The organism is Erythrobacter sp. S227 (genome assembly GCF_057364925.1).
On sequence record NZ_CP200280.1, the window covers coordinates 2,804,418 to 2,824,659 of the forward strand.

The 20,242-nt window shown below is 58.0% G+C and carries 21 protein-coding genes; 10 read left to right on the forward strand and 11 right to left on the reverse strand.

Annotation, left to right across the window (positions count from 1 at the left end):
* The first annotated feature begins 149 nt into the window (after nucleotides 1-149).
* Both AC0V6Q_RS13360 and AC0V6Q_RS13365 read left to right on the forward strand, forming a co-directional pair.
* Complete coding sequence (locus tag AC0V6Q_RS13360) at nucleotides 150-1,229, forward strand: CaiB/BaiF CoA transferase family protein (protein ID WP_486168870.1); 1,080 nt, start codon at nucleotides 150-152, stop codon at nucleotides 1,227-1,229.
* A 3-nt stretch (nucleotides 1,230-1,232) separates the two neighbouring features.
* Nucleotides 1,233-1,685 carry a MaoC family dehydratase gene (locus tag AC0V6Q_RS13365; RefSeq protein WP_486168871.1) on the forward strand — a complete coding sequence of 151 codons (453 nt, stop codon included), beginning with the start codon at nucleotides 1,233-1,235 and terminating at the stop codon, nucleotides 1,683-1,685.
* Here the strand turns inward: AC0V6Q_RS13365 and AC0V6Q_RS13370 are convergent.
* The 4 genes from AC0V6Q_RS13370 to AC0V6Q_RS13385 form a co-directional block, all read right to left on the reverse strand.
* Nucleotides 1,682-3,115: an efflux transporter outer membrane subunit gene (locus AC0V6Q_RS13370; RefSeq protein ID WP_486168872.1), complete on the reverse strand. Its 1,434-nt coding sequence runs from the start codon at nucleotides 3,113-3,115 to the stop codon at nucleotides 1,682-1,684. The two genes, AC0V6Q_RS13365 and AC0V6Q_RS13370, sit on opposite strands and share 4 nt — an antisense overlap.
* Before the next feature lie 4 nt (nucleotides 3,116-3,119).
* The gene (locus AC0V6Q_RS13375) at nucleotides 3,120-4,109 is read right to left on the reverse strand and encodes an efflux RND transporter periplasmic adaptor subunit (RefSeq protein WP_486168873.1); all 990 of its coding nucleotides are present in this window, start codon (nucleotides 4,107-4,109) and stop codon (nucleotides 3,120-3,122) included.
* A gap of 66 nt (nucleotides 4,110-4,175) precedes the next feature.
* Complete coding sequence (locus tag AC0V6Q_RS13380; RefSeq protein ID WP_486168874.1) at nucleotides 4,176-4,931, reverse strand: ABC transporter ATP-binding protein; 756 nt, start codon at nucleotides 4,929-4,931, stop codon at nucleotides 4,176-4,178.
* A 13-nt stretch (nucleotides 4,932-4,944) separates the two neighbouring features.
* Nucleotides 4,945-6,060, reverse strand: coding sequence for an ABC transporter permease (locus AC0V6Q_RS13385; protein ID WP_486168875.1), 1,116 nt, complete (start codon nucleotides 6,058-6,060; stop codon nucleotides 4,945-4,947).
* Nucleotides 6,061-6,225: 165 nt separating this feature from the next.
* Between AC0V6Q_RS13385 and AC0V6Q_RS13390 the strand changes: the two genes are divergently transcribed.
* A complete protein-coding gene (locus AC0V6Q_RS13390; RefSeq protein WP_486168876.1) occupies nucleotides 6,226-6,876 on the forward strand; it encodes a TetR/AcrR family transcriptional regulator in 651 nt (216 codons plus the stop codon).
* Nucleotides 6,877-6,990: 114 nt separating this feature from the next.
* Nucleotides 6,991-8,952 (forward strand): ATP-dependent zinc metalloprotease FtsH, encoded by a 1,962-nt coding sequence (gene ftsH, locus AC0V6Q_RS13395; RefSeq protein WP_486168877.1) that lies wholly within the window; start codon nucleotides 6,991-6,993, stop codon nucleotides 8,950-8,952.
* Nucleotides 8,953-9,016: 64 nt separating this feature from the next.
* Here the strand turns inward: ftsH and AC0V6Q_RS13400 are convergent, their stop codons facing one another.
* The 3 genes from AC0V6Q_RS13400 to rpoZ all read right to left on the reverse strand — a co-directional run bounded on the left by AC0V6Q_RS13400 (nucleotide 9,017) and on the right by rpoZ (nucleotide 11,537).
* Nucleotides 9,017-10,165 carry a DUF3667 domain-containing protein gene (locus tag AC0V6Q_RS13400; RefSeq protein ID WP_486168878.1) on the reverse strand — a complete coding sequence of 383 codons (1,149 nt, stop codon included), beginning with the start codon at nucleotides 10,163-10,165 and terminating at the stop codon, nucleotides 9,017-9,019.
* Nucleotides 10,166-10,270: 105 nt separating this feature from the next.
* Nucleotides 10,271-11,002 carry a ParA family protein gene (locus AC0V6Q_RS13405; protein WP_486168879.1) on the reverse strand — a complete coding sequence of 244 codons (732 nt, stop codon included), beginning with the start codon at nucleotides 11,000-11,002 and terminating at the stop codon, nucleotides 10,271-10,273.
* A gap of 190 nt (nucleotides 11,003-11,192) precedes the next feature.
* A complete protein-coding gene (gene rpoZ / locus AC0V6Q_RS13410) occupies nucleotides 11,193-11,537 on the reverse strand; it encodes a DNA-directed RNA polymerase subunit omega (RefSeq protein ID WP_486168880.1) in 345 nt (114 codons plus the stop codon).
* Between the two features lie 113 nt (nucleotides 11,538-11,650).
* Between rpoZ and AC0V6Q_RS13415 the strand changes: the two genes are divergently transcribed.
* Nucleotides 11,651-12,841, forward strand: a complete 1,191-nt coding sequence (locus tag AC0V6Q_RS13415; protein ID WP_486168881.1) for a phospholipase D-like domain-containing protein — start codon at nucleotides 11,651-11,653, stop codon at nucleotides 12,839-12,841.
* A gap of 5 nt (nucleotides 12,842-12,846) precedes the next feature.
* Here AC0V6Q_RS13415 and AC0V6Q_RS13420 read toward each other — a convergent pair whose 3' ends face one another.
* Entirely contained in the window at nucleotides 12,847-14,364 is a 1,518-nt protein-coding gene (locus tag AC0V6Q_RS13420; protein WP_486168882.1) for a replicative DNA helicase, read from the reverse strand.
* A gap of 138 nt (nucleotides 14,365-14,502) precedes the next feature.
* Here AC0V6Q_RS13420 and AC0V6Q_RS13425 point away from each other — a divergent pair, with 138 nt between their 5' ends.
* Genes AC0V6Q_RS13425 through AC0V6Q_RS13435 form a run of 3 tightly spaced genes read left to right on the forward strand, consistent with a single transcriptional unit; the run spans nucleotide 14,503 to nucleotide 16,182 of the window.
* Nucleotides 14,503-15,033, forward strand: a complete 531-nt coding sequence (locus tag AC0V6Q_RS13425; RefSeq protein ID WP_486168883.1) for a UPF0262 family protein — start codon at nucleotides 14,503-14,505, stop codon at nucleotides 15,031-15,033.
* 4 nt (nucleotides 15,034-15,037) lie between these two features.
* The gene (locus AC0V6Q_RS13430) at nucleotides 15,038-15,751 is read left to right on the forward strand and encodes a glycoside hydrolase family 25 protein (protein WP_486168884.1); all 714 of its coding nucleotides are present in this window, start codon (nucleotides 15,038-15,040) and stop codon (nucleotides 15,749-15,751) included.
* Entirely contained in the window at nucleotides 15,730-16,182 is a 453-nt protein-coding gene (locus tag AC0V6Q_RS13435; RefSeq protein ID WP_486168885.1) for a cytidine deaminase, read from the forward strand. The genes AC0V6Q_RS13430 and AC0V6Q_RS13435 overlap by 22 nt, the downstream gene beginning before the upstream one ends.
* A 20-nt stretch (nucleotides 16,183-16,202) precedes the next feature.
* On the opposite strand, the gene AC0V6Q_RS13440 is transcribed toward AC0V6Q_RS13435, so the two are convergent.
* From AC0V6Q_RS13440 to AC0V6Q_RS13450, 3 genes are all read right to left on the reverse strand, one after another.
* Complete coding sequence (locus tag AC0V6Q_RS13440) at nucleotides 16,203-16,904, reverse strand: DUF4197 domain-containing protein (protein WP_486168886.1); 702 nt, start codon at nucleotides 16,902-16,904, stop codon at nucleotides 16,203-16,205.
* Between the two features lie 101 nt (nucleotides 16,905-17,005).
* On the reverse strand, nucleotides 17,006-18,139 hold the full coding sequence (locus AC0V6Q_RS13445) for a M14 family metallopeptidase (RefSeq protein WP_486168887.1): 1,134 nt from the start codon (nucleotides 18,137-18,139) through the stop codon (nucleotides 17,006-17,008).
* Nucleotides 18,136-18,774 carry a hypothetical protein gene (locus AC0V6Q_RS13450; protein WP_486168888.1) on the reverse strand — a complete coding sequence of 213 codons (639 nt, stop codon included), beginning with the start codon at nucleotides 18,772-18,774 and terminating at the stop codon, nucleotides 18,136-18,138. The genes AC0V6Q_RS13445 and AC0V6Q_RS13450 overlap by 4 nt, the downstream gene beginning before the upstream one ends.
* Before the next feature lie 58 nt (nucleotides 18,775-18,832).
* Here AC0V6Q_RS13450 and galE point away from each other — a divergent pair, with 58 nt between their 5' ends.
* Nucleotides 18,833-19,885: a UDP-glucose 4-epimerase GalE gene (galE, locus tag AC0V6Q_RS13455; protein WP_486168889.1), complete on the forward strand. Its 1,053-nt coding sequence runs from the start codon at nucleotides 18,833-18,835 to the stop codon at nucleotides 19,883-19,885.
* Between the two features lie 118 nt (nucleotides 19,886-20,003).
* Nucleotides 20,004-20,129, forward strand: a complete 126-nt coding sequence (ykgO, locus tag AC0V6Q_RS13460; protein WP_007165381.1) for a type B 50S ribosomal protein L36 — start codon at nucleotides 20,004-20,006, stop codon at nucleotides 20,127-20,129.
* Nucleotides 20,130-20,242: the final 113 nt, after the last annotated feature.

Consider the following 20,242-nt stretch of genomic DNA (forward strand, 5'->3'; position numbering starts at 1 on the left):
ACTTTGCAAGAAGAACGCGAAAATCTCTTTTTGCCAAACCTTCTAATGACAACATGCCAAACGCCCTGTCAGTAGGAAAGCTTGCTCTGGACGCTGCATATCGGCACACACGCTGACAAACCAAAACAGACAGGGAAGAAACACTGACAATGGCTACACCTCAAGGCCCGCTTGCTGGTTTGAAAGTGATGGAATTTGCCGGGATTGGCCCGGGCCCGCACGTGGGAATGCTTCTGGCTGACCTTGGTGCCGAAGTGGTGCGCATTGACCGGCCCGGCGGCGCGGTGATGAACCCAGTGGTTGAACGCGCGCGCCACCGTGTCATGGTCGATTTGAAGAGCGAGGAAGGCGTTGCCTTTTGTCGCAATGCCGCCAGTAAAGCCGACGTCCTTATCGAAGGTTTGCGACCGGGCGTGATGGAGCGGCTGGGCCTTGGCCCAGATGAATTGCTCGAAGCAAACCCGCGCCTTGTTTATGCGCGTATGACCGGCTGGGGTCAGGATGGTCCGCTTGCCAAAGCTGCGGGGCACGACATCAATTACATCGCGATCACCGGCGCATTGGATGCGGTCGGCAAGAAAGGCGATCTGCCCATTCCGCCGCAAAACCTGATCGGTGATTTTGGCGGGGGTTCGATGTATTGCGCCTTTGGCATTATGGCCGCGCTGTATGAGCGGGAACGCTCCGGCAGGGGGCAGGTCGTTGACGCGGCGATTGTCGATGGCGTCACCAGCCTGATGAGCTTTTTCTTCGGCCAGAAACACGGCATGATCCGCACAAATGAGCGCGGCACAGGAATGCTGGGCGGGGGCGCGCATTTCTATCAATGCTATGAATGCGCAGACGGGAAGGAAATCTCGTTGGGATCAATCGAGCCGCAATTCTACGCAGAACTGCTCCAGCGCACAGGTGCGACCGACCTTGCAGACGGCCAGATGAACCCGGCAAACTGGGTCGATTATGCCGAAAAGCTCACCGCTTTGTTCAAGACGAAGACGCAGGCTGAATGGAATGAAATCCTAGAAGGCACAGACGTTTGCTATGGCCCGGTCGTCGGCCTTGATGATGCGCCAAACCATCCGCACATGAAAGCGCGTGGAACCTATGTCGAGCATGAGGGCGAAACCCACCCCGCGCCGGCTCCGCGCTTTAGCCGTACGCCGGGAGCCGTTCGCTCCAGCGATGACAATGGCGCAAGCGTCGTCAAAAGCTGGCTTGGTGAGGGCTGATCCATGGCAGGCAAATTCTTTGACGAGTGGGAAGTGGGCGAGCGGATCACCCACGAAATCCGGCGTACGGTGACAGAGACGGACAATCTCCTGTTCTCAACCATGACCCACAACCCACAGCCACTGCACCTTGATGTGGAGGCGGCCAAGGAGAGCGGGTTCGGGCAGATTCTGGTGAATTCGACTTTCACCTTTTCGCTGCTTGTGGGCCTGTCCGTGGGTGACACGACGCTTGGCACGCTGGTCGCCAATCTGGGCTTTGATAAAGTGGTGACGCCAAAGCCGGTGTTTATCGGCGACACCCTGCGCGCGGAGAGTGAGATCAAGGAGCTGCGCCCCAGCAAATCACGCCCTGAAACAGGGGTGGTCACATTCATTCACGAGCTGATCAATCAGCGCGATGAAGTGGTGTGCCGCTGCGAACGCTCAGCGCTTCTTAAAAAGAGCGACGCTTAGGCGGCTTCGTCACCTGCGTTAGACGCATCGCCGCCCAATGCCTGCCAAAGCACGATGCGCGCGCGCTGCGCTGCGCCAAAGGCGGCGGCGGCACGTTCACCGCTGGTGTCTGCTGCACGGCGCGCTTCGAGCACTTCGAGAAAGCTTGCAAGCCCTGCGCGATAGCGATCATCGGCAAGCTTTGCAGCGCGCTCAAGCTCGCTGCGTTCCTGCGCGGCCAAGGCGGCTTGCTCATCAGCGGCCGAGACAAGCCCATAGGCAGCTTCTGCGTCGCCCAATGCCTGATAAACCGCGCCGCGATAGGCCTGAAACGCGATTTTCTTGTTTGCTGCCGCTCCGTCGATTTCCGCCGAAATACGCCCGAAATCGAGCAGCGGTGCTGCGACACCAGCGGTGAGGGTGCGCACAATCGAATCTTCGTCAAAAAAGCTGCCCGGGCTGAAAGACAACAGGCCAAGCACGCCTGAAAGCGTCAGGCGCGGGAAGCGGGCCCGCGCAGTGGCGGCGAGATCGGCATCCGTTGCGGCCAATTCGGCGGCGGCCGCGACAACGTCTGGCCGGTTGGTCAAAAGCTCTGATGGCAAAGTGGCGGGCGCTGAATAGTCGCCGAACCGTGGCGCTGGCGCGGAAAGCGCGGCGAGCACATCGGCGGCGTTCGAACCTGTCAAAGTAACCAGCCTGCCGATGAGGCGCGCCCTTTCGCTGTCGAGGGCTGCCAGCCGAGAGCGCGATGCGCTTGCCTGCGCTTCGGCACGAACCCTGTCAAAGCCCGGCGCAATCCCAGCATCTTCGCGAACCTTGGCAAGGTCAGCAAGGCGGGTCGCAGCGGCAACATCGCTTTCAATCGCCGTGGTTCGAGCCTCTAGCGTGCGCCAATCGACCACGCTGGCTGCGATTTCAGAGACGATTGCAAGCCGTACCGCAGCAGCAGAAGCACTCGCCCCGTCGATCCGTGCAATCGCTGCACGTTCTTGTGCGCGAAGGCGGCCAAAAAGGTCCACATCCCAGCTCGCCGTCAGGTTTGCGCCATAGGAGGTTTGGGTGGGGTCAATCGCCTGCGCAAAAGGGTTGTCAGAGCCGAATTGACTGGGGTTAATGCGGTTGTTTGCAACGTTGCCATCGACGCCAACATTGGGAAGGCGCTCTGCGCCTGCGCGCCTTGCGCCGGCGCGTGCCGCGTCCACTCGCGCTATCGCTTCTGCAAGGCTTGGCGAGCTTTCCAAAGCGGTTTGTCTTAGCGCTGCAAATGCCGGATCATCCTGCGGCAACATCTCGGCCAGGCTCGCGTTCGCCTCCGGATCAGCGGCAAGCGCAAATGTCTGGGGCAGTTCAGGAGTTGGCGTCGCAATTTTTGGCGGTGGCCCTGCGACGCAAGCCGAAAGGCTCACAACCGCCCCTGCAAGTATCAAACGGGAGGAGAGGGATGGCATCTGTCTATTCCCCCTTCTCTTTGGCAGGAATGAAAGCGTCGATTTGTTGGCCGACACGAAAGGCATCGCTCGCTTTGTCCTGGGGCAGGGCGTAAATGATCTGGAGCACGCGCACATCAACACGTTCAGCCGCGCTGTTGGTGAGAGAGCGTTTGGGCACCACTTGCGGCTCTACTCTGACAAAGGCCGCCTCGACACGGGTGTCAGCTGCGCCGCGCGGGGAAACGATGGCAGGAGCGCCGACCTTAACGCGCGCCGCTTCGTTTTCATCAATGTCGACGCGGATGTGCAAGGGATTGGTTTCGCCCATTTGCATGAAGGGCGAGCTGTTGCCGCCGCCTTGCGTTGCAACAAATTCGCCCGGACGCACGTTTACGGCGAGAATTTCGCCAGAGATCGGCGCGCGAATCACAAGTCGTTCGATCTCGGTTCGAACGCTGCTTGCCCTCGCTTGCGCTGCATTCAAACGCGCACGGGCCACCGCAAGGCGGCTTTTCGCAGCCTGAGCTTCGCCCTCGACCCGGATGACTTCCGAGCGGCTGACGGCGGCTGGATCGGAGAGGCTGGCATAGAGCGCCAGCTGATCAGCGGCCGTTTTTCGAGCGGTTTGCGCTTCGGCAATCGCTGCGCGCGCTTCCTGAATGGACGCGTTGGCTTCTGACAATTGCGCACGGGCAGAGCGCGCATCGACGAGGAACAAGGGTTGGCCTTTTTCGACGCGGTCGCCCGGAGCCACCCGGACATCGGTGACAAGACCCGATAAAGCGGACCCGATATCGATCACTTCACTTGCCGGTTCGACAATGCCAGACCCTGCCACGCGTGCACTGTTCGCCAGTTCGCCGGTCGCCTTTGGCGGTTCGTTTGCAGGCGCTGCAATCGAGCGGTCTGGCAGCCCCACCGCGATATAGAGCACGGCGCAAACGATCCCGATGAGAGCGAGCACCGGCAAGACTTGCCGTGAGAAACTGATGTTGGAGGGAAGAAGGGCCATGATGTGTCTCGTGGGTTCGGGGTGGGTTCGGGGAGGGTGGGGAAGAGGGTGGTTGAATAACCCGCTTTAATGCCCGTCCGGCATGTCGGTCCCGTCGTGCGTGACGAGGCCGTCTTCCAGGACAAGGATACGGTCAGCGAGGTCGAAAATTCTATTGTCGTGGGTGACGATAATGCATGCGCGGTCATGGGAGACCGCCACTTCGCGAAGCAGGTCCATCACTCGGCGACCTGAACTTGCGTCAAGCGCAGCGGTCGGCTCGTCACACACAACAAGGCGCGGTTCATGCACCAAGGCGCGCGCAATCGCGACGCGCTGTTGCTGGCCACCGGAAAGCTGGTTGGGAAGCTTCTCCGCCTGGTCACCGATATTGAGCTTTTCGAGCAGCTCTTTGGCTTTGGCTCGCGCTTCCTGCACCCCCATGCCTTTGGCGATCAGTGGAACAGCAGCATTCGCCGCTGCATCGATTGAGGGGATGAGGTTGTATTGCTGGAAAATAAAACCGATGTTCTCGAGGCGGAAATTGACGAGTTCTGTGTCAGAGAGCTTGTAAATATCGGTCCCGAAAACCTTCACCTCGCCATCGGTTGGCCAGAGAATACCGCACATGATCGAGATCAGCGTGGTTTTGCCTGACCCGCTCTCCCCGACGACAAAGGTCATTTCGCCGGGACGGATGTCCGTATCAATGCCGTGAAGCACCCTGATGGTTGACTGTCCGGCCTTGAAGTCACGTGTGATACCGCGCGCGCAAATTGCCGCCTCGGGGGAGCATCCGCCGATTTCTTTGGTGTCCATGATCTGGTTGCGAGGCTGTGTCATTGTGCTTTCCTCCTCACCGGAACACCGCAGCCGGTTCGGTTTTCATCACGCTTCTGAGCGAAATCCAGCCGGTCAGGGCGAGGATGATGATCACCGCGACCAGGCTCACAAATGGAACCTGCCACGGGATGTAAAACCCTTTGAAGGTCGGGTTGCCAGAGAAGCCCTGGATGAAAAACACAGTGCCGATCACCCCCAGCGCATAGCCGATGGAGCCGACCATAGTGGCCTGCGAAACAACCATGCCTGCGATCTTCCGATTGGTCACACCAATCGCTTTGAGAGCGCCGAATTGCTTGATGTTGTCCCTAATGAACAGGCTGAAGGTAAGGCCCACGATGGCTACCCCGACGATAAAACCGAGCGCTACCGTGATGCCGAAGTTCAAAGGAATACCTGTGTTCTCGATGATAAAGTCGACACCGGCTTGCGCGAATTGTTCGCGGGTTTCGGCTTTGAGCCCGGTCTGCTCCTCGATCCTTTGCGCGACAGCATCGGCGGTTTCACCATCGGCCACCCCGGCCAGGACGAAGGTCAAACGGTTGCGCGTTCCCGGCACGTAATTGAGCGCCTGCGAATATTTGGTGTAGAGTGTCACCTGACTTGTAAAGCTCGGGATTGCATCGGCGACCCCGCGGATGATGGCGCGTTGATCATTCAGCTCAAGGCGCTGACCAATCGGGTCTTCACCGCTTTCGAACAAATTGGTGATGCCAACATCATCGATCAGGACAGTGTCAGGCTGCGAAAGGATCGACTTGTTCGCTTCGAGCAGGCGCTCGGGCAGGCCGATCAAGGTCGCATCGTCAACTCCGACAATCTGCACGCCTTCCAGATCGCCAGTGCTCGAACGAACCGATGCAGGTGCGCGAAGATGGGGGACAGCCCATTCGACGCCCTGCACTGCGCGCACCTCGTCGAGGGCGGTGGACGGCATGGCGTAATTGACTTCTGTGGTCCGGCTGACCGGGTCCATGACCCAGATCTCGGCCTCGGGCGCATTGTAAACGCCGCTCGCCCCGCGTTCGATCAGATTGACGAAAATCGTCAATTGCTGGGTGATGAGCAGCGTCGAAAAGGCGATGCCAAACAAAAGCCCGTAGAACTTTTGAGCATCTCCAGTGAGCATTCGGATCGCTATCCAGAGCATGGGGGCTGCACTTTCAATAGACTTGCGCCTCAAACAATGAGGCTTGCGGACACAGAGGGAATCGCTATTATTGAACGACACCGTTTAATTGAACGCGAGCGTTCATTTTGTCAACAAGCCAAATTGCGACAGGTTCCAGAAAAATTGAATATTCCAGCAGCACCCTCTGAAAAACGCAAAGTCGGAAGGCCTTCTGACGAGGCAAAACGCCATGCGATCATCGCTGCTGCGTCTGACCGTTTCATGCAGGACGGATTTGCTGCAACCTCGATTGAGCAAGTCGCCTCTGATGCAGGCGTGTCCAAGGTCACAATCTACAATCACTTTGGCGACAAGCGCGGGCTTTTCACGGCCTCTGTCGAACGCGAATGCGAGAAGATGCGCGGATATTTCACGATGGATGAAATGCCCAGCGGACCTATCGAAGAGCGCCTGACCGTGATTGCCCAGGCAATGTTTGAATTCCTCTCGCGCCCGGAAATGATCCAGTTCGAACGCCGGATCGCGGCAGAAACCGAGCATGAGCCAGCCGTGGGTCAGGCGTTTCTGGAAACAGGCCCATGGCGAATGAAAGCATCTTTCAGCGCGTGGCTTGCCCATGCGTGCGAGCGCGGTGAACTGACGATTGAGGACACCGATCTGGCGGCAGAACAGTTTGTTTCCATGGCAAAAGGCATGGGCGATCTGGAGCGCCGTTTTGGCTCGGTGCCGTCTGCCAAAGAGAATAAAACGCGTATTTCCGGGGCGGTATCCGTATTTCTTAAGGCCTATGGCGTCAGCGATAGGGTCCAATAATCGAAATTCTGCATCTGAGTGTGCGAATTTTTCAGGCCTTGGACCGAGTACGCATTTGCTTGCGATTCATCGGACCCGTCCTACATTGAATGCCTAAACAAGGAATCGATGCGAATGAACGACCAAAACGATCCAAACGAACAGCCACCCGAGGGTCAGAACCCCTGGGTGAAACAGCTGATGATCTGGGGCGGCATATTTATGGCGCTTCTGCTGGTTGTCTCGATGTTCAATGGCGGCGGGCAACCGGTGGGCGAACAGATCGCCTATTCCGAATTCCGCGACCAGGTTGCGGCTGGCAGCGTCAAAGAGGTAGCGCTTGGTGAAGACCTGATCACCGGCACGCTCACCAATGGCGACAGCTTCAGCACCGTTCCAGTGGCGAGCGACACGCAGATCGCGACCCTTCTCGAAGAGAATGATGTAAAGTTCACCGGTAAGGCGCCTGAGCAAACAAGCTTGCTGCTGGTCATCCTGATCCAGGCGCTTCCGTTCATCCTCATTCTCGGCATTGCATTCTTTGCCCTTCGTCAGGTGCAAAAAGGCGGCGGCGGCGGCGCGATGGGCTTTGGCAAATCGAAAGCCAAAATGCTCACCGAACGTCAGGGCCGCGTCACATTTGATGACGTTGCCGGCATTGATGAAGCGCGCGAAGAACTGGAAGAGATCGTCGAGTTTTTGAAAGACCCGACACGCTTCTCCAAACTTGGCGGACAAATTCCGAAAGGCGCGTTGCTGGTCGGTTCGCCCGGTACCGGTAAAACCCTGCTTGCCCGCGCGATCGCTGGCGAAGCTGGCGTACCTTTCTTCACGATCTCCGGTTCTGACTTTGTTGAAATGTTCGTGGGCGTTGGTGCAAGCCGTGTGCGCGACATGTTCGAACAAGCCAAGAAAAGCAGCCCGTGCATCGTCTTCATCGACGAGATCGACGCTGTTGGCCGCTCGCGTGGTCATGGCCTTGGTAACTCGAACGACGAACGCGAGCAGACGCTCAACCAGCTTCTGGTCGAAATGGACGGCTTTGAAGCGAACGAAGGCATTATCATTATCGCTGCGACCAACCGTCCCGATGTGCTTGACCCTGCGCTGCTTCGTCCGGGCCGTTTTGACCGCCAGGTTGTGGTGCCAATCCCCGACATCGAAGGCCGCGAGAAGATCCTTGGCGTTCACATGAAGAAGGTGCCTCTTGCACCTGACGTGAACCCGCGCACGATTGCACGTGGTACGCCGGGCTTCTCGGGTGCGGACCTTGCCAACCTTGTGAACGAGGCGGCTCTTCTGGCTGCTCGCCGGAACAAGCGTCTTGTCGCGATGCAAGAGTTTGAGGACGCCAAAGACAAGGTCATGATGGGCGCAGAACGCCGTTCCATGGTCATGACCGAGGACGAGAAAAAGATGACCGCTTATCACGAGGCAGGCCACGCGCTTGTCTCCTTGAATGAGCCGGCATCCGACCCGATCCACAAGGCAACCATCATTCCGCGTGGCCGTGCGCTGGGTATGGTGATGCGTTTGCCTGAACGCGACAGCTACTCCTACCACCGCGACAAAATGCACGCGAACCTCGCGGTTGCGATGGGCGGCCGCGTGGCTGAAGACATCATCTTCGGCTATGACAAGGTCTCAAGCGGTGCATCTGGCGATATCCAGTACGCGACCAGCCTTGCGCGGAACATGGTCACCCAGTGGGGCATGTCCGACAAGCTCGGCCCGCTCCAGTTCGAGGAAAGCCAGGAAGGCTATCTCGGGATGGGCCAGACCTCGCGTCTTATGCGGGGCGCAGAGACAAACAAGCTGATCGATGCCGAGATCAAGGAATTGGTCGAGGGCGGCCTCAAACGTGCCGAGGAAATTCTCAGGGAGCAAGAGGATAAGCTTCACCTGCTTGCCCAAGCTCTGCTCGAATATGAGACGCTCACCGGTGAGGAAATCGACCAGCTGATGAAAGACGGCAAGATCGACCGTCCTGATGAGCCCAAGGGCCCAACCGCGGTGAAACCTGTTCAGGGCTCCGCAGTTCCCAAAGCCGGCAAACGCTTTGGCGGTTCGGGTGGTGAGGCTCCGCAAGGGGCGTAAAAGCCACGGGCTGACAACAATTCAAACGGGCGTCGGAGAGCATCTGGCGCCCGTTTTTCTTTGTTCAGAATGCACCGAGCAGCAGCAGCGCCTGCGCAAAAAGGGCAACAATAACCCAGATGAATATGCTCATGACGAACAATCGCCACAGCGCTGAAAAACGGCTTAGCTCATAAGCGTGGCGAAGCTGCTTGTAGATATGGAGCGGCGGAATGATCAGCAACGGCAAGACAATGAACAGAGGACCAGCCCCCGCCACCCCGACCAGCGAGGCTGCGATGAAGAGCAGCGACATGAAGCTCAGCGAATAGGTCACAAAAATCGCGTGATCGTACGCTTTGAACCGGCGTTTCCACGCAAAGATCAACCACACAAAGGGGATCGACAGCGGGATCAAGAGCCAGCTGAATTTGTAGGCATTGGCCTGCAATTTATAAAGCATGAGCCCCGGATTATCGCGCCATTTCTGCAAGATGCCCTGGTCAATCTCCTCAACGCCTGTGACATTGATTTCGACATCGGTATCCTCGGCAAAGAGCGCACCCGTGATCTCGTCCATCACCTCTGACGTGCCGGGCGGGGCCTCTTCCTGCGATGCTTTTTGTATCTCTTCGACGACCTCGCGCGAAGTCAGTTCGCCGCGCGCTTCTTTTTCGAGGAACCCTTCGATGATGGCAAGGTCGGCAGCAAGCTCTTCGCGCTTGGGGTCGTCTTCGGGCAAATCGGCGATCTGCTCGCGAATTTTGGCGGCCTCGGCAGTGCCTTGGTTGCGCACAATCTCTGCTGCATCGGGCACCTCGACTTGGGTGGGCGTAGAAAGGCCGACCATCTGAAACACGGCGAACATGGCAAACACGCTGAACAGGAACATGGCCATGGGGCTGACGAATTTGGCGCGTTCCCCGTCAATGTAGCGGCGCGTCAATTTGCCCGGCTTGAAAACCAGAAGCGGAAGCGTTTTCCAGAACTTGCCATCCAGATGCAGTACGCCATGAATAAGATCATGCCCGATCGCTGCGAGGGACCGGTGGACCTGGCGCTTCTGGCCGCAATCAGGGCAATAGGCGGTGGTCACACTTGCCCCGCAATTGGCACATTCCTGAGCGGTGTACTGCGCGCGCTCATCTCGCTTGTCGCCATCCGCAGGTTCAACAGCGCGTCCGGCCAGCGCCCCTTCCATAACTCCGCCAAGACCTTCGGCTATGTCGCTCATTCAATGCACCCCTGTCTGCATAGCGAGGCACTATAGGCATTGCTGGCGGTTTGCCAAAGGCGAGTGAGGCAGGAATGCGACGGATAGGAAGGTCGGCGTGCTCTCTTACCCTTTGGCAAGCTTGCGTTCTATCGCTGTCCAAAGCTGGGCAAAGGCACGCGCGGCTGGCGAGCGGGGCGCAAAGTCGCCCACGGGCTTTCTCTCGACCGCACATTGTTCGATCGCGCTGGCTAGCGGCACGGCAGGCCACTTTGGATTGGCGGTGCGGGCTTCCTTGTGCAGGTTGCGCCGCATGTCGATCATCGACATCACCGGCAGAATAGGCGGGTGGCTTTTGCCGGACCCTCTTACCTCTTCGACCACCTGCTCGAACGCGCGGGTGGAAAGCGGTGAGGGCGGAAGGGGAACAATGACCAGATCGGCAGCGCGCATAACCTGCGCACTCACTTCGTTCAGCACTGGCGGGCAGTCAAAGATCACCCGTTCGTAATCCTTGCGAAGCCCGGCGACGATCTTTGCAAGGCGTTTTTTCTTCCCGATGCCGGCGAATTGCCGGTCCAGCGAACGAATGCTCTCATCGGCGGGAAGCAAATGCAGGTTGGAATAACCGGTCTTGCGGATCAGTTTCTCCGGCGCCCGGTCGAGATCGAAAACGCTTGTCGCACTACGCTTTTTCTTGGGGTCTACGCCCAGAAGAAAGCCTGAGCCGTTGGATGCATCCAGATCCCATAACAGCGTCTCGCGCCGCGAAATGCTTGCCGCGCACCATGCAAGGTTCACCGCAAACGTCGTCTTTCCGACCCCGCCTTTGACACTGTAAACCGCTATGGAAGCCATCCGCTCAACCCTTGCTGTGTGGTGCCCTGATTACCCCAAATCAGGTAACCTTCACCGGATATAACACAAGGATACTGGCTTTCTGTCATATTGATGTCACCGCACTCATGGTTTGGTGTCTCGATCTGGTGCAAACAAAAAGGCCGCCAATCTGGCGGCCTTCTCGAAGATTGTTTGGTGGATGAGGGCCTTAGCCGTCGTAATCTGCACCAATCGAAGTCGAGCGTGTCGGAGCGCTTGCGGTGATCCGCAGGGCTTCTGCCGACTGGCTCAGTGAACCGATTTCATCGGCGTCATCTTCGTCATCAGGAAGAATCTTCTGAAGGCCGGTGACCAGAGCTTCTTTGAGTTCTTTGGGTTTGATCGTTTGTTCAGCGATTTCGCGCAGAGCCACAACCGGGTTCTTGTCGCGGTCGCGATCAAGTGTCAGTTCGCTGCCGCCCGAGATTTCGCGGGCACGCTGTGCTGCGAGCAGGACGAGGTCGAAGCGGTTTGGAACCTTATCGACGCAATCTTCAACGGTAACGCGTGCCATCTATGGGGCCTCTCAAATTCAAAATTTTCGGAAGTTGAGCGCAGCAGTTAAGGTTGAGGGGAGCAAGAGTCAAGAATTTGCATAAGGGCAAGCTCTTGTGCATGGCCGCTTGTGTGACCAATGAAACTGCCCCTGATCCCGAAGAGACTGCTACCAGCGATTACAAAGACAGTGACAGCTTCCAAATAGAGGCTGCCAACCATGTTTTTACCTTCTATCCGTCCGGGTCAGACCGGCTGGCGGCTTTGCTCGACCATATTGAATGTGCGCAGCGAAGCCTTGAGATTTTTTATTACGAGTTTCAGGACGATGGCGCCGGGCAAAAGGTTCGCAACGCGCTGGTCCAAGCCGCCCATCGCGGAGTTGCGGTATCTTTGATGATTGACGCTTTCGGAAGCGATGCTCCTGACGACTTTTTCGCGCCATTGGTTGAAGCGGGTGGGCAATTTTCCGTTTTCTCGGCGAATTGGAACGTCCGTTATCTGGTCCGCAACCATCAAAAGTTCGCGATTGCTGATGGGTCGCGTGTAATGACCGGCGGCGCGAATATATCCGATCAATACTACAATCCACCCACCGAAAATGGGTGGTGCGACCTTGGTATGGCGATTGAGGGAGAGGTCGCCGAGCGATTTGCCGAATGGTTTTCACTCTTGAGCCAATGGATCAAAAGCACCGGATCCCAATTTCGCCGCATTCGCAGATTGATCCGCGATTGGGATCCTGGCTCTGGCGATGTCCAACTCCTCATGGGTGGCCCGCTGGTTCGACGATCGCATTGGTCTTACCGTTTCAAGCAGGATCTGGTCCAAGCCAGCCAACTCGATATGGTAACAGCCTATTTCGGACCACCCGGTAGCTTCCGCCGCGCGATGGCAAGGGTGGCAAACCGCGGCAATGTCAGAATGATTGCCGCCGGCAAGTCAGATCTTGATGGCTCGATTGATGCAGCACGCCTGTACTACAAACGCCTCATTCAATCGGGCGCGTCGATCTTCGAGTTTCAGCCGTCCAAGCTGCACATGAAGCTCCTTCTTGTTGACGATCAGAGCTATTTTGGAAGCGCCAATCTTGATCGCCGATCAATCCGCATCAATGTCGAGCTAATGGTCCGAATAAAGGATCAAGCCTTGGCGGATCGGCTGCGCGAGTTGGTCGGGCATCTGGAAAGCGCAAGCATTCCCATTGATCGAGACTGGTATGCCAGCAACGCGAGCTTTCTCATCCGTTTGCGTTGGCGCTTTTTCCATTGGTTGAGCATTGCCGATTATCGCGTTGCACGCTCGGTGCCTTTGCCAAAGTAGAATGCCTACTCTTCCATGCCCCAGCTCGAATAATCGCGGGTATTGGGCGAGGTGAATTTGGTGATCTCGCTTTGGAAGTGCAGCGGCACGTTGCCGGTTGAACCGTGCCGCTGTTTCGACACGATCAGGGTCGCCTTGTTCTTTTTCTCGAGGTAATTCGCCTCCCACTGGCTGTATTTCTCTTGTACGTCAGGGGAGCTTGAACCGTCCGGGTTGGGCAGGTCTGGACGCACCGCCTCGAGATAATAGTCTTCGCGGTAGATGAACCAGACCATATCGGCGTCCTGCTCGATCGAACCCGATTCCCTCAGATCCGAGAGCATCGGCCGTTTGTCATCGCGCTGTTCCACCGCACGGCTGAGCTGCGAGAGGGCGATAACCGGAACGCTCAGTTCTTTTGCGAGGGTTTTGAGGCCGCGGCTGATCTCCGAGATTTCGTTTACACGATTATCGTTCGCTCTGCCCGACCCTTGGAGGAGCTGAAGATAGTCGATGACGATAAGGCCAATGTTGTGCCGCCGCTTAAGCCTGCGCGCCCTTGTCCGCAAAGCGCCGATGGTCAGGCCCGGCGTGTCGTCGATAAACAGCGGCAGTTCCGCCAAGCGCTGGCTCGCAAAGCTGAGTTTCTGAAAATCGTTCCGGTCCAGAGTACCCGAGCGCAAAGCTTCGGATGACACCTCGGATTGTTCGGCCAGAATACGCGTTGCAAGCTGGTCAGCGCTCATCTCGAGGCTGAAGAAGGCGGTCGGCGCGCCGTAACAGTGATCGCCGCCATCGGTTTGCCATCTGAGATATTCTTCAGCGCAGTTGAAGGCGATGTTGGTTGCAAGCGAGGTTTTGCCCATGCCCGGGCGCCCCGCAAGGATGATAAGATCCGAATCGTGCAGGCCAGCGGTTTTCTGGTCGAGTGTGGAAAGGCCGGAAGTCTTGCCCGAAAGGCCGCCGCCTGAATTCATGGCCGCTTCGACCATCTTGATTGCGGTTAGCGCTGCATCGCGGAAGCTTTCGGCCTCTTTGCCTGTCGCTGCGCCTTCTGCGACACGGTAAAGGTCGGCCTCGGCCTGCGCGATCCGGTCAACGGGGCTGGTATCTTCCGACGTATCAAGCGCGCCTTCGACAAGGCCCCGGCCAACGCTGACAAGTTCACGCAGCAGCGCAAGATCATAGATTTGCTGTGCCAGCTCGCGCGGTGCCAAAAGCCCCGCGCCATTGGCGGTAAGCTGTGCCAGATATTTTGGCCCGCCAAGCTCTTTCAACGCCTCGTCCGCTTCGAAATGCGGGCGAAGTGTTACCGGCGATGCGGTCGCATTGCGCTCGATAAGAGCGAGGATACGCTCGTAGATACGCTCGTGCAGAGGCTCGAAGAAATGGTCAGGCCGGATCGGGGTCTGCAGTTCCTCGATCACCCGGTTGTCGATCAGCACTGCACCCAGAAAGGCAGCTTCGGCCTCGAGGTTGGAAGGCAGTTTGCGACCACCAACAGTTTCATTGTCAACGAGCGAGAGAGGGGTGGGTTCAGCCATGGGCTCTCAATGCGCGCGAGGCCGGGATTGGGCAAGGCCAAGCCTGGTCAATTTTACGTCGCCTGCCTGTGGATAGCGGGGATTGGCGATAGTTGTGCTTGAAGTGTGGCACTTGCATCTGCGAAGGCGAGATTGGTTATGTCAGATTTGCCTCCCGATTCAGCGAATATACCGCCGCGCCACGGTGCGGGGAATCATCGCATTGCGCATATCTCTCTGGATGAAGAGACGATTCTGTGGCGTAATGCTGATGTCGAGCAGGAACGGCGAGTGGCGATTTACGATCTGATCGAGGAAAACACCTTCAAACCTGTTCGCAGTTCCGAGCGCGGGGCAAAGGGCCCCTACCGGTTGAAGCTTGCGGTCCGCGATGGCCGTTTGGCGATGGAAGTGTCGGATGAGGGTGAGACCGTTCTTGAAACACTTGTTATCGGCCTTGCCCGTTTCCGCCGTCCGATCCGGGAATATTTCGCCATTTGTGACAGCTATTATCAGGCCATTCGCAAAGCGACGCCTGCCGAGATCGAAACCATCGACATGGCGCGGCGCGGACTTCACAACAATGCAGCTGAGCTTTTGGTTGAGCGGCTTGAGGGCAAGGTCGAAACCGATTTTGCCACAGCGCGGCGGTTGTTCACGCTGATTTGTGTGCTCCATATCAAGGGTTGAGTGAGTGGCACGCGCACGCAAGAAAAAGGCCGGGCTTGGCATATGGATTTTCCGGGGCGCTGCGCTCCTGGTGCTGGTCGCGATCAGTTTTGCGGCGTGGTTCTGGTGGGACATGCGCGGGTGGCGCCCTGATGCCGAATTGTACCCCGAACAGGGCGCAGTGATCGCAAGCAGAGCGCCCGAAACCCGCTTTGAAACCTTGAAGGCAACCGGTGCAGATTTTGTCTATCTCGAGCTTGGAGAGGCGGCGTTTGCCCCTGATCCCGGATTTGCGGCACGTTTGAGAAAGGCGCGGGGGGCCGGTCTTAAAGTCGGCATTTCAACGCCGTTTGACCCATGCCTTCGCGCTGATGAGCAATCGTCCTATTTCACGCGTATGGTGCCGCGTGATGGCACGCTTTTGCCCCCTGCGATTTCTCTCAAGCGTCTGGCTTCCGCTTGCCAGCCTGTGGTTAGCGACGCTGCGGTTGAAAGCGAGCTTATGACCCTAATCAACCAGATCGAGATGCATTCAGGCAAGCCGGTGATCCTGCGACTGGGCCGCGACTTTGAACTGCGCCACAATATTGCGCGCATGATAGAGCGTGACCTATGGCTCGAACGTGATCGGGCGCGGCCTGATTATGCCGGGCGGCCCTGGCTTTTGTGGAGCGCGAACAGCCAGTATGTGAGCGAAGCGTCCGAAGCGCCGATTGAATGGATGGTGGTACAGCGATGAATATCGGGATGAGCAATCACAAAGACGGCCTGATCGAGGCGGCTCATGCGGCGGCCAAAGAGGCTTATGCGCCCTATTCCAACTATCAGGTCGGGGCAGCGCTTTTGTTCGAGGATGGCGCGATCATCACTGGCACCAATGTCGAAAACGCGAGCTATGGCCTGACCCTGTGCGCAGAAACTGTCGCCGTAGCGCGTGCCTTTGGCGAAGGGCGGCGCGGCGGTTTGACGGCGGTCGCGGTTGTGGGACCCAGGGACAAAGGCGACGGCGCGCCGATTACGCCGTGTGGCCGCTGTCGCCAGACCCTCAACGAAATTGCAGGGTTGGGGGGAACCGATCCGGTCATTTATTGCGTTGGCAATGACGAGGTGCGCGAGGTCACGCTCTCACAACTTTTGCCCCATGCGTTCGGGCCCGATCATCTGGCCTGAACGGCTTTTGACAATCCGCTCTAGTTTCCTAGCAATCCGCCGAGCGGGTTCTTGCGAAAGGCGCGCTCTTCTGTGCCGATGTAAGAGAAGATACCATCCAGCCCTTGATCGGTGACAGAGCGATTGATGCTCTCGCGGTTGAGGCCAACGCGCCGGATAAAGGAGTGTTTGTCGGCAAGCCCGTCAAAGGTCTTGTACACTCCGGCGCGGTCCAAGGCGCTGTCGACCAGGGGTTCAAGGCGCGAATGCAGCCGGTCGTTGGAGGAACTGCGAAGATACTGGGTGCCGCCATCGTTCTCGCGAATAATGCCGGGTGCATCGCTGAAGGAAAGATCGTCGATGGCCTCGCGGAAAATGGGTTTCGCCTCGCCCGCCGCCACGCCCGCGGCATCGTTGATCTCGCGAGTGATGCCATCGAGAATGCCCAAACGGCCCGCACCGCTGAGGATGGAGCCAAAGATGCCACCGCCACCTCCGCCACCAAGGCCCGGAAGGCCAATACGCACGTCTTCGTCGCCATAAAACGCGCCGGGCACAGCCAGCTTATCAAGCGCGCTATCGGTGGCTTTTCCAAGCAGGGAAGAAAGACCAAGCCCGCCACCACCACCGCGCCCGAGAAGGTCGCCGAGGCTCTGAGCATGGAGTGGGGAAGAGATCAGGGTGGCAGCGCCTAAGGCTCCTGCCCCAAAGATAAATCCGCGGCGATTTGCTGATACTGACATGATATTCCCTCCCGAACGAACCCGTGTTGTGAGAGGTTTTATCACAGTTTGCGCATGAATGGCGGATTTTACCCTTGTAAAATCATGTCAGCCAAAATGCGCTACTCGGTCTCAAGCCATTCCAGCAATGCTGCCAGACATTCACGCCCCAGCATTTTGCAGCGTTCGGGTGACCACCCTTGCTCGGGCTCTGGAAAATCGGCCAGGTCCTTATACGGCATTTCCAGCGTCATGGCGCAGGCGCCAAACCGCTCCGCCACCTGATTGGTGGAGATGGTGAGATTGGCCTTGCCTGCCCATGCCTTGGGATAGCCAAGCTCGGTCTGGAAATCAGGCGTGCGCCGATCAAGGATGCGTTCGTATCGATAGAATCGCTCGCCAAGTTCATCGGTCCATGAAGGAATGCCTTCAAAACCGGCAAGAAAAACCGCCGGGATCGCCTCATCGCCGTGGACGTCTATGGCAAAATCGACGCCGGTCTCGTCCATCTTGTTGCGGATGGCGAGGACCTCTGGCGATTTTTCGGCTGTGGGCGTTTCCCATTCGCGGTTGAGGTTCGTGCCAACCGCGTTGGTGCGCAAATGGCCTCTGCGCGAACCGTCGGGATTGCAATTGGGCACAATGTGGAAACGGCACCGCTTCAAAAGGCTGCGCGCCACGGGATCGGACGGATCGGTCAGGCATTCCAATGCCCCTTCCATCCACCATTCGGCCTGCGTTTCGCCCGGATGCTGGCGGGCATAGAGCCAGACCTGTTTGTCCCCCGCGCCCATTTGCAGCATGTCCAATGGCTGCCCGTCAAGCGTGGTGGTGAGGCGGATCAGGTCCACCCCCTCGCAAGAGGCGGCCTCTGCGATCAGATCATGGTGCCGTTCCATCGAATAGGGGGCGAAATAGGCGAAATAGGTGACGCCGGATGCAGGCGTATAGGAAATGGTGAGCGTGCCGCCCTCTTCGTCCTTGTCAAAATGGCTGGGGGTGCGGGCCCAATATTCGCGGTCTTCCGAAACGCATGCATCGTATCCCGGCCAACCGCCGGGATAGGCGCTTTCATTGAGGCCGGTGATTTTGAGGGTGATCTCTTCGCCCTCGGCCCCGCTCACGCGGAAGTGGAACCACTGCGCAAACTGCGACATGTGGTCTTTTTTGATGGCGAGGCGCGCATTTGCACCGTCGATGGAGAGCACTTCGATATTGCCGCTGTCAAAAGCTGCATCAATGGCGATTTGGGTCATTCTTGTTCCTGAAGGTCGTCGAGATCGATGGTGACGGTCTCGCCATTGCCACCGGGGAAGTCCTTGAACAAGGCCGCCGCCAAGGCTGCTGCGCTTGCTTCCACTTCTGCGTAAGGCGAATTGATCGAGATGGCCTGCTGCGCGCGGCCTTCCCACAGGCTGTTGCCGCCTGCATCCGAGATTCTGACGGAAAGCTCGGAAAGGGCATTGGGACGGCTGGTGTTGCCGCCAAGGTCGATGCCGATGCCAACGCCAAGCCCGCTGCCAAAGCCGCCGGTTTGGCCCCCAACCCCCACGCTCACGGGGCCGCGCGAGGAGGCTGGTGCAAGAGGGCTGCGGCTGGTGGTGACACGTGCGGTTTGCATTCCGGGTGCATCATTGAGCGCGATTGCATAGCCAAGCCCGACAAGCTCGGCCGCGACCGCATCATAGAAAGCTTGCCTCGCGCGCTCGTTGCTCATTTCTTCAGGGAAGGTGATGGCGATGGGGCCTTGGCCAAGATTGGCGCGATCCTCGCTGATAAAGCGGGTCACTTCGACCGGGCCGGAATAGGCGGTGCCGACGCAAGCGGTTAACGAGAGGCCAAGCGCAATCGCGGGAATGGCCTTCCCGATCTGTAAAATCGTATCTTTCATCGCTTCCCTCTTCTTTTCATTCACGACTTCAAAGTGAATTGTTAGTAACAGCGCCACCATGAACACACCCGCAACATCAAACACCACTCTAGCGAAACCGACTGTCCTTGTCACAGGCGGGGCGGGATATATCGGGAGCCATGCGGTTCTGGCCTTGCTTGACAATGGCTGGCCGGTGGCGGTGATCGACAATCTGACGACGGGCTTCCGCTTTGCGATCCCCGACGAGGTTGCCTTTTACGAAGGCGATATCGAGGATGCGGAGCTTTTGGCGCGCATTTTCGAAGAGCAGGGTGTGGGTGCGATCATGCACTTTGCAGGCTCGATCGTGGTGCCGGAAAGCGTGGAGAACCCGCTCAAATACTATCACAACAACACCGCGAAAAGCCGCGCGCTTCTGGAAGCTGCGGTAAAGGCGGGCGTGCCCCATTTCATTTTCTCTTCGACGGCGGCGACTTACGGCGTGCCAGAGGTGGAGGCCGTGCGCGAGGATACGCCGCAATTGCCGATCAATCCGTACGGTTGGTCCAAGCTGATGACCGAGCAGATGCTGGGCGATATTGCGGCGGCGGAGACACTCAACTTTTGTGCGCTGCGCTATTTCAACGTGGCAGGCGCCGACCCTCAGGCGCGCACCGGACAATCAACCGCAGGTGCCACGCATCTTATCAAGGTCGCTTTGGAAGCGGCATTGGGCAAGCGCGAGCATGTCGGCGTTTTCGGCACCGATTTCGACACGCCCGATGGCACCGGAGTGCGCGATTATATCCACGTAAGCGACTTGGCTTCCGCCCATGTTCACGCGCTCGAGGCGTTGATGGCCGAGCCTACGCGCTCGCTCACCATGAATTGCGGATACGGGCGCGGGTTTTCCGTGCTCGAGGTTCTGGATGCAGTGGACCGTGTGACGAACACCCCGATCAAGCGCCGCCTCGAAGGGCGCAGGGCGGGCGACCCGGCGCAGCTTATATCGGACCCGACACTGATTCGCTCCACCCTTCCATGGGAGCCGCAACACGATGATCTTGATACGATCATCACCCATGCGCTGGCCTGGGAGCGCAAGTTGACGCAATTGCGTGGCGAAGAGGGGCAAAAGGGGGCCGAATAAGGCCAAAGAGCGAGAGGATTCTGGTTGACGAATCTGATGCCCCCCCATATGTGCGCCTGACGAAATTGCCGCGCGCCGGATTAAAGCCGAGCGCGCTTTATTATTTGGAACAGATGTCATGAAGATCCGTAACAGCCTTAAGTCGCTGAAAAACCGTCACCGCGATTGCCGCGTAATCCGCCGCCGCGGTCGTACTTATGTGATCAACAAAACCAACCGTCGTTTCAAAGCACGTCAGGGCTAATTGCCCTCGCGCGCGGGGAAAACCTCCTCGCGGCGATGTGACTGAAAGAGACACGCGGCCCGCCTCCTTACAGGAGAGCGGGCCGTCTCTCTTTGTAGCGTGCACGAGTTGGA